This is a genomic window from Sphingomonas sp. GC_Shp_6 (assembly GCF_026540835.1).
Taxonomy (GTDB): Bacteria; Pseudomonadota; Alphaproteobacteria; order Sphingomonadales; family Sphingomonadaceae; genus Sphingomonas.
In genome coordinates this window covers 75524-82240 of the sequence record NZ_JALNUO010000014.1, presented here as the reverse complement: position 1 = coordinate 82240, position 6717 = coordinate 75524, and the positions used below count along the sequence as shown (strand labels likewise).

At 69.6% G+C, this 6717-nt stretch carries 8 protein-coding genes; 1 reads left to right on the top strand and 7 read right to left on the bottom strand.

Going from position 1 to position 6717, the window contains the following annotated elements; genetic code table 11:
* Window positions 1–59: 59 nt before the first annotated feature.
* The 5 genes from OXQ95_RS14865 to OXQ95_RS14845 all read right to left on the bottom strand — a co-directional run bounded on the left by OXQ95_RS14865 (window position 60) and on the right by OXQ95_RS14845 (window position 3472).
* Complete coding sequence (locus tag OXQ95_RS14865) at window positions 60–1043, bottom strand: VacJ family lipoprotein (protein ID WP_267382166.1); 984 nt, start codon at window positions 1041–1043, stop codon at window positions 60–62.
* A gap of 174 nt (window positions 1044–1217) precedes the next feature.
* Entirely contained in the window at window positions 1218–1637 is a 420-nt protein-coding gene (locus tag OXQ95_RS14860) for a DUF1178 family protein (RefSeq protein WP_242097563.1), read from the bottom strand.
* Window positions 1634–2458 (bottom strand): carbon-nitrogen hydrolase family protein, encoded by an 825-nt coding sequence (locus OXQ95_RS14855; RefSeq protein WP_267382164.1) that lies wholly within the window; start codon window positions 2456–2458, stop codon window positions 1634–1636. Before OXQ95_RS14855 ends, OXQ95_RS14860 begins: the two co-directional genes overlap by 4 nt.
* Window positions 2455–2712 (bottom strand): glutaredoxin 3, encoded by a 258-nt coding sequence (grxC, locus tag OXQ95_RS14850; RefSeq protein WP_267382162.1) that lies wholly within the window; start codon window positions 2710–2712, stop codon window positions 2455–2457. Before grxC ends, OXQ95_RS14855 begins: the two co-directional genes overlap by 4 nt.
* Window positions 2713–2743: 31 nt before the next feature.
* Window positions 2744–3472, bottom strand: a complete 729-nt coding sequence (locus OXQ95_RS14845) for a ComF family protein (protein WP_267382161.1) — start codon at window positions 3470–3472, stop codon at window positions 2744–2746.
* Between the two features lie 42 nt (window positions 3473–3514).
* Between OXQ95_RS14845 and OXQ95_RS14840 the strand changes: the two genes are divergently transcribed.
* Window positions 3515–4351: a class I SAM-dependent methyltransferase gene (locus OXQ95_RS14840; RefSeq protein WP_267382159.1), complete on the top strand. Its 837-nt coding sequence runs from the start codon at window positions 3515–3517 to the stop codon at window positions 4349–4351.
* Here OXQ95_RS14840 and OXQ95_RS14835 read toward each other — a convergent pair.
* Together OXQ95_RS14835 and OXQ95_RS14830 are read right to left on the bottom strand one after the other, a co-directional pair.
* Complete coding sequence (locus tag OXQ95_RS14835) at window positions 4348–4740, bottom strand: response regulator (RefSeq protein ID WP_267382158.1); 393 nt, start codon at window positions 4738–4740, stop codon at window positions 4348–4350. The two genes, OXQ95_RS14840 and OXQ95_RS14835, sit on opposite strands and share 4 nt — an antisense overlap.
* A gap of 66 nt (window positions 4741–4806) precedes the next feature.
* A complete protein-coding gene (locus tag OXQ95_RS14830) occupies window positions 4807–6591 on the bottom strand; it encodes an ATP-binding protein (protein WP_267382157.1) in 1785 nt (594 codons plus the stop codon).
* Between the last annotated feature and the right edge of the window lie 126 nt (window positions 6592–6717).

Genomic DNA, 6717 nt, shown 5'->3' with positions numbered 1-6717 from the left:
GCGCGCCTGCAAATAGCGCAGGGGCCGCAAGGGGGCAATCTAGATGTGGTGGGTGCTACCTAGGGCGAGGGCGTCGCACTCTCGGGCGGGCGTGCCTCCGGGGCCGGGGATGGCGGGGTCGCCGGATGAACGCCGCGCATCCGGATCGGGGCGGTCGGCGCTTCCGACATGGGGCTGGAATTGCGATCGCTGCGGCCACGCAGGTGATCGATCTCGCCCTGACGCCGCTGCAGATAGAAGGCGCGGGTGTTCTCATAAGGGTCAGGCACGCCGTCGTGGAGCGTATGCAGCGTCTCGTCGAATTCGGCACGGTGATCGAGCACGCCCAGAACGGCAGCGGGCACCGCATAGCTCGGCCGGGTGATGCGGCTGCCGAAGGTGAGCGGCAGAACGAGCCGGTCGACCGCACCGCCGAACAGGTCGCGCACCGTCGTCGGCCCGACGATCGGCAGGAACATGAACGGCCCGTTCGGCACACCGTAGAAGCCGAGCGTATCCGCAAAGCCGTTGCCGCGCCGCGGAAGCTTGAACGCGCGGCGCTTCGCCATATCGAACACACCGGCCACGCCGACCGTCGTGTTGATCGCGAAACGGGCGACCGTCTCGGCCGCCTTGCCGATCTTGTGCTGGAACACGAAGTTCACGAACACCACCGGCTCGCGCATATTGTAGAGGAAATTGTGGACGCCGCTGCGAAAGGGGCTGGGCACATGCTTCTTGTAGGCAATCGACACGGGGCCGATCAGCGCCTTGTCCACCGCCTCGGTCGCGGCAAACGACTGGGCATTGAGCGCGCGCAGTGGATCGGGCGCGTCGGACACATCGCGCGCGCGCACGATGATATCCCCGTTCCCCGCCGGATCGTGAGTCGGCCGCTGGGCCTGATCCGGCAGGGGCGGTTCGCTCGGGTTCGCGATGTGGAGCGGCGCGGCCGGGGGCGATGCCGCGCCCGTGGCTGCCTGGGGAACATCGGCTTGCGGCGCGGGATCGCCCGCCTGAACGGGCGCGGCGGTCACGAACATCGCCATGGTCAGCAGGTACAAAACGCAATCCCCCCGATCCCGCCGCGACCTCGCAACGCCGGTCTGCCGGTCCGGCCCCGTCGATGACTGGCGATCACGGTCCGTCTGCCGTGATGCCGGTCACCGAACTGAATGCCGGCCGCGTGCGCCTTCCCTCGCATCTGCTCATCCCCGCCGCAAGGCCATCCGCGCGGATCAGTTCAGCGCCTTGGGCGGCACCACCGGTAGCGGCAGGGGTGCAACGGGCACGCCCTCGTCGACCAACGCCTTCGCCTCCGCCAGGCTCGCCTGGCCGTGGATCGGGGCGTGTTTCTCCTCGCCGAGATGCATCGCGCGAGCCCGAGTCGCGAAGTCCGCACCGACCCAGGAGGACGAGGCGAGCGCCTTGGCCTGCGCCGCCGCCAGGGCGCTGATCGCCGCCTTGGCTTCGGCATGCGACACGCGGTTGCCCTTGGCGGCGACGTTGGGCGCCATCACCGCCTTCGTCACGTCGGGATCGTCGCACAATGGGCAGCGGACCTGCCCTGCCCCCGCCTGCTCTTCATAAGCGGTGGTGGAGGCGAACCACGCCTCGAAGACATGCGCGTTCGCACAGCGAAGATCGAAGACGATCACCGGACCCGCGTCACGGTCGGGATCGGGCGGCGGTGCGCACGCACGGGAATGCGCGCGCCCACGTCGGCGACGCGTGCGGGATCGATCGGCGCAAAGCCCAGCCCCGCCGCCTCGCCCATGTCGAGCAGCACGTCGCCCCAGGGATCGATCACCAGCGAATGGCCATAGGTCGTGCGGCCATCGGCATGGAGCCCCGTCTGCGCCGCGGCGACCACGAAGGCGCCCGCCTCGATCGCACGCGCGCGCAGCAGGACGTGCCAATGCGCCGCGCCCGTCGGCCGGGTGAAGGCGGCGGGCACCGACAGGATATCTGCGCCCGCATCGCTCAAGGCGCGAAACAGGTCGGGGAAGCGCAGGTCGTAACAGATCGTAGGCCCGAGCATCCCGAGCGGCGTGTCGATCACGACGGCGGCGGCGCCCGGCGCGTAAGCCGCCGATTCACGCCAGCTTTCGCCGCTCGGAAGATTCACATCGAACAGGTGGAGCTTGTCGTAGCGCGCCCGGATCGCACCGCTCGCGTCGATCACGAAGCCGCGATTGGCGAACCGCCCGTCCTCCGCGCGCACCGCCAGCGAACCGAGATGCACCCATAGGCCCGCGCGCGCCGCGGCGGAACGAACCGCATCCAGCACCGGATCGTCCGCCTCCGCCACGATCGCCGCGGCGGCACGCGCACGGTCCCGGTCGATCAGGCCGGACATTTCGGGCGTGAAAACCATCGTCGCTCCGGCATCGGCTGCCCGTTCGATCGCATCGACGATCGTGGCGGCATTGGCGGCAGGGTCGATCCCGCTCGTCATCTGGAGGACGGCGATCTTCATCCGCCGAGCAGCGGATCGAGCTTTCCTTCGCGCTCCAGCAGGGCGAGATCGTCCGATCCGCCGACATGGGTGCCGTCGATGAAAATCTGCGGCACGGTCGTGCGGCCGGGTGCGCGCGCCAGCATCTCGGCACGCTTGGGTCCGCCGAGGCTGATATCATATTCCTGGGGAACGACGCCCTTGGCCGCCAGCAGCTTCATCGCGCGCGAGCAATAGGGGCAGAACGCCTTGGTGTAGATTTCAACCTTTGCCATCGGCCCGAGATGTGGCGGCGGGGCCGTCTTGTCAATCGACCGCGGTCTCGTCCAGCACGCGCGCCCAGCACAGGATCGTCACCGACCGCGCCCCCGCCGCCAGCAGCACGCGCGTGCAGGCCGCCGCGGTCGCGCCGCTGGTATGAACGTCGTCCACCAGCACCACCGCCCGACCCACGATCCGCGCGCGGTCCGTCACGCGGAACGCGCCCGCCACGGCGCGTGCGCGTGCCTTGCCGCTCAGGCCGCGCAGCATCGGGGTGCGCTTCACGCGCCGCAGCACCGACGGATCATGCGCGACACCCGAGCGTCGCCCCACCGCGCCCGCGATCAGCGCGGCCTGGTTGAACCCCCGGGACCAGATCCGCCAGCGGTGGAGCGGCACCGGCACCAGCAGATCGGCATCCCCGGGCATCACTCGCACCATCTGCCGCGCCATCGTTTCGGCGAGCGCGGTCCGGCCGCCATATTTCAGCCGCAGCGCCAGCGCGCGGGCGACATCGCCATACGCGACGGCGGCGCGAACCCCGGCGTGGCGGGGCGGATCGGCGAGGCAGGTAGCGCAACGGGCGTCGTCGCCGCGATCATAGGCGAAGGGGCGATTGCAGCCCGCGCACCAGGGGGGCCCCAGAAACCTGAGGCTGGCCCAACAGGTCGCGCAGAACCGGTGATCGTCGCCGACGGGCGCCCCGCACCCCGCGCAGCGGGGCGGCAGCGCGAGGCGTATGATCGCCTCCACCGGATCGAGCCAACGCGCCATGCCCGCTTGTCGCTGGCCCTGCGACGCGGCACAAGCGCTCCGGTGAGCAGCCCCGACATCTTCGATCGCACCGCGCGCCGCTTGCGCCGCGACCGCGCCGCCCGCGGCTTTGCGGCGCATGATTTCCTGCGCGCCGCCATGATCGAGGGGATCGCAGACCGACTGGATACGGTGAAGCGCGATTTTGCCGATGTGCTCGATTGCGGCTGCTTCGACGGCGCCTTTGCCCCGCCGGCGGGCGCGCGCGTGGCGCGGGTGGATTCCGGCTTCCTCTTCGCGTCGCACGCGGGTGGCGTTCAGGCGGACGAGGACCGGCTGCCCTTCGCCGATGCCTCCTTCGATCTGGTGGTAAGCGCCGGAGTGCTCGATCAGGTCGGCGACCTGCCGGGCGCGCTGAGCCTGATCCGCCGCGCGCTGCGCCCGGACGGGCTGTTTCTCGGCGCCTTCGTCGGCGGCAACAGCCTGCCCCGGCTGCGCGCCGCGCTGCGCACGGCGGAGGCCGACCGGCCCGTCGCGCGGCTCCACCCGCTGGTCGACGTGCGCTCCGCCGGCGATCTGCTGATGCGCGCGGGGTTCGCGCTGCCGGTCGCCGATGTCGAGGCGCTCGCGGTGGGCTATGGCGACATGCTTCGGCTGCTGGGAGATCTTCGCGGGATGGCGGCGAGCAACCTGCTCATGGAACGCCGGCCGCTCACCCGCGGCGCGCTCGCCGCAGCCGCGCACGCGTTTTCCGCCGCGGCGGATGCCGACGGGCGGACGCGCGAACATTTCGACCTGATATTCCTCACCGGCTGGGCACCCGATCCGTCGCAGCCCAAACCCGCGCGACGCGGCAGCGCCACCGCGTCGCTGGGTGCCGCGCTCGGGCGCCCCGGCTAAGCGATCATCCCGCCGCCCTCGGCACCGCGCGCGAGGATGCGGCCCATCGCATCGAACAGCGCGTCCATCGCCACCGGCTTGAAGAGCACCTCGTCCGCGCCCGCTTCCAGGCAGCGCGCGCGCAGATCGGCGGCGGCATCGGCGGTGACGACGATCACGGGAAGCTTCGCCTTGGCGTCGGTTCGGGCACGGATGTGGCGGATCGCGGTGATGCCGTCCATGCCGGGCATCCGCAGATCGACCAGCACGATGGCATAATCATTCGCGTCGATCAGCGCGAGACCCTCCTCGGCGCTTTCCGCCTCGGCCATGGTCGCGCCGGCGACGTTCAGCATATCGTGGACGACGCGCCGGTTCATCCGATCGTCCTCGATGAAAAGTATGTTCATTTCCGGTCTAATTCCGGGCTGACAATGCATGGGCTTGAATGTATCATATTGCCGCTGCTTATCTGCCTACGCCGCATGCGACACAAGCGACTCCGTTACGTTCGACGTCGTTTTCGGGCCGAATATCGCCGCAGCCAGTGCGCCGCCGCCGATCGGTTTGGCGATCACATGGGCGATGCCGGTTTGCGCCAGATGCCGGCAGCCTTCTTCGTCCGCTCCCTGCCACAACAATGCGACGCCGGTGCCATGAGGCCGGGCCGCGGCAGCGATCGCCGACACCGTTTCGACCGGATCGCCCGCATCGCGCACCGTGGCTTCGTCGAGCAACACCTGCGCGATGCCCCCCGCCGCGATGCACCCGACGGCCTCGTCCATGCTCGCCGCGCATCGCACCGAGCCGACATGCGGCGCGAGCAGCGTGCGGAACATGCTCCGCCCAATCGGACTGCGATCGACGACCAGCAGCACCGGCCCGTCGCCCTGCGACGCCGCCGCGCACGGCGGCACGATGGGCTCGGCGTGCACCAGCGGCAGGGTGACGGTGAAGGTCGCGCCCTCCCCCTCCCGACTTGCAACGGCGATATCGCCGCCCATCGCCCGTGCGAGATTGCGGCAGATCGCCAAACCGAGCCCCGTGCCGCCGAACCGCCGCGTCGTTCCGGCATCCGCCTGACGGAAGGATTCGAAGATCACCTCCTGCTGCGCCGCGGCGATGCCGATCCCCGAATCGGATATCGCGATCGCATAATCCTGCGGGCTCACGGCGGCGACCCGCAACCGCACCGCGCCCGACGGGGTGAACTTCAACGCATTCGACAACAGGTTGAACATGATCTGCCGCACCCGCGCCGGATCGCCCATGATCCGTCCGGGGCAGTCCGCGAGATCGACCGTGAAGCCCACGCCCTTGGCCCGCGCCTGATCCTCCCACATCCGAGTCGCGCCCGCGATGGTCTCGGCAAGATCGAAGGCGATATGCTCCAGCGTCAGTTTGCCGGTCTCCATCTTCGCGACGTCGAGAATATCGTCCACCAGCGTGCGCATCGTCGTGCCGGCGCCATGCACGATGCCGATCCGATCGCGGAGGTCGGGCGACAGCCGCGGATCGGCCAGCATCACCTGAGTCATGCCCAGGATGCCGTTCAGCGGCGTGCGGATCTCGTGGCTCGTCGTGGCGAGGAACTCGGTCTTGGCGGCCAGCGCGCGGGCGAGCGAGGCGTTGGTCACCGCCAGATCGGCGTTAGCGGCATCCACCTTGCGTCGGGCGCGCCGGCCGATGACCAACGCTAAGACGAGCAGCCCGATCACGACCACGCTGCTGCCGGCGGCCCCCAGGAAGATCGTGCGCTGCGACTGCGCCCGCGCCCGCTGGAATGCGACGCTGCGACGCAGATCCTCGGCCTGAAGCTTGGCGATCTTCAGCGCCTGGTTCGCGAAATCGAACCGCGCCGCCATCAGTGCGGTGTTGCTTGACGTGGCGAGCGCAGTCGCCTTGTCGTCCAGCCGCTTCAGCGCGGCGAGATGGACGAGCGCGTGCTCGGTATCGCCGATCGCGCGATAGGCTTCGTACGCCGTCTGGTGCGCCTCGCGAAAGGTGAGCGTGGTGGTGTCCGGATCGACGCCCTCGAACCGTTCGCCGATCAGCGTCGCCGCGTGCGCATAGGCATGGTGCTGCAGCGCCGCCTGCGCCGCCAGCCCCACGAACTGCGACCGCCACACCGCCGCCTCGCCATCGCCGGTGAGCGCATAGCCCCGGCGGATGACGGCATCGGCGCCCCCGACATCCCCCGCCTTCAGCCGGACGCGCGCGATATTGCCGAGAATCCGGGCCCGCAGGAGCGCGCTGCCCATGCGGTCTGCGAGGGCGAGGGCTTTGGCGTATTGGATCTCGGAGTCGCGGAAGCGACCAAGATCCTGCATGATGAGTCCACGGTTGTTGAAGATGGAGACGGACAAAGCCGCATCCGAGCTATAAAT